Here is a 1,399-nt window from a genome sequence, read left to right as displayed (position 1 = left end):
CGGGAAGTCTGTCGGGAGGAGGGGATCGACCAAGCTAAATGGGGCGGACGGATGCATTTTTTACGCTGGGACCAAGCGGTGACCCTGAAAGCCTGGGACGACGCCCGCATGAGTTACGACAGCACGCTCAGTTATGCCGATAGGCCTGGTTTCAGGTGTGGGACCTGTTACGAATACCCTGCATTTGATGTCGTCAACGGGGAATTTTTAGGCCTTCGGATTCGACCTTTGATAGCTATGGACTGCACCGTTATTGCTGATCGGTATCTAGCTCTTGGCTCAACAGAGCGTGCATATAAAAAATTTAGCGAGCTGAAGGAACGATGCCAAAAGGTCGGTGGAGTGTTTACGCTACTGTGGCACAATTCGTACTTCAGTTGTGACAAGGACTTTGAAATATACCGCCGGTTGGTGAGCGGCTCCTGATTTATAGGATTATTTATGAAAGTAATGACGATAGTTGGCGCCCGCCCTCAATTTGTGAAAGCTGCAGTAGTGTCCAGAGCTTTCAATAAGCATCGTGAGGATATAACTGAGATAATAGTGCATACCGGGCAACATTATGATGAAAATATGTCCGAAGTTTTCTTTGATGAACTGGAAATACCAAAGCCTCACATTAACCTCGGAATAGGTGGTGGAAGCCATGGTCAAAATACTGGAAGAATGCTGGAGAAGCTTGAGGCCGCAATGCTAGACGTAAGGCCAGACTGGATATTGGTCTACGGCGATACAGACTCTACTCTGGCGGCAGCACTGGCTGCTATAAAAATTCATATTCCAGTTGCACATATCGAAGCAGGCCTTCGTTCATTTAACAGACAGATGCCTGAAGAGATTAATCGGATATTAACTGACCATATTTCCTCGCTATTATTTGCGCCGACTAGGGCAGGTAGAAATAATTTGATTAGCGAAGGTATCGAGGAGGCTAAAATTTACCTTAGCGGTGACGTTATGTACGACGCCGCTATGTTTTACAAGGAGCGCGCCAGAAGACCCGTTTTGAAGAACGATCTGGTGCTTACTCCGAATGAGTTCGTGTTATGTACAATACATAGGGCCGAAAATACCGATAGTAATGACCGTATGAAAGGTATCATGAAGGGGTTAGAGGATAGCGGCCTTAAGATCATATTGCCATTACATCCGAGAACAAGAAAAAAAATAGACGAAATTGGATTAAAGATACCTGCTAACGTTTACACTATCGACCCCGTGGGATACTTAGAGATGGTTTGGCTTGAGGCAAACTGCAGGGCCGTGGCGACAGATTCAGGTGGCGTTCAAAAAGAAGCCTATTTTCACGGAAAGCCATGTGTGACTTTGCGAGACGAGACTGAATGGATTGAGTTGATAGAAGTTGGTGCGAATTGTGTTGTAGGCGCCGATCCAGAAC

At 46.2% G+C, this 1,399-nt stretch carries 1 protein-coding gene and 1 pseudogene; both read left to right on the top strand.

What is annotated here, in order from left to right; genetic code table 11:
* A pseudogene (locus ACN0IC_RS15450) lies at positions 1–426 on the top strand (hypothetical protein); the annotation flags it as partial.
* Positions 427–441: 15 nt separating this feature from the next.
* On the top strand, positions 442–1,399 hold a 958-nt coding region (wecB, locus tag ACN0IC_RS15445), incomplete at its 3' end, for a non-hydrolyzing UDP-N-acetylglucosamine 2-epimerase (protein WP_416879640.1).

It is taken from the genome of Litorimonas sp., from assembly GCA_029936425.1.
GTDB lineage: Bacteria > Pseudomonadota > Alphaproteobacteria > Caulobacterales > Maricaulaceae > Litorimonas.
Note: the sequence above shows the minus strand (reverse complement) of the source record. Positions and strands in the feature narration are given on the sequence as shown.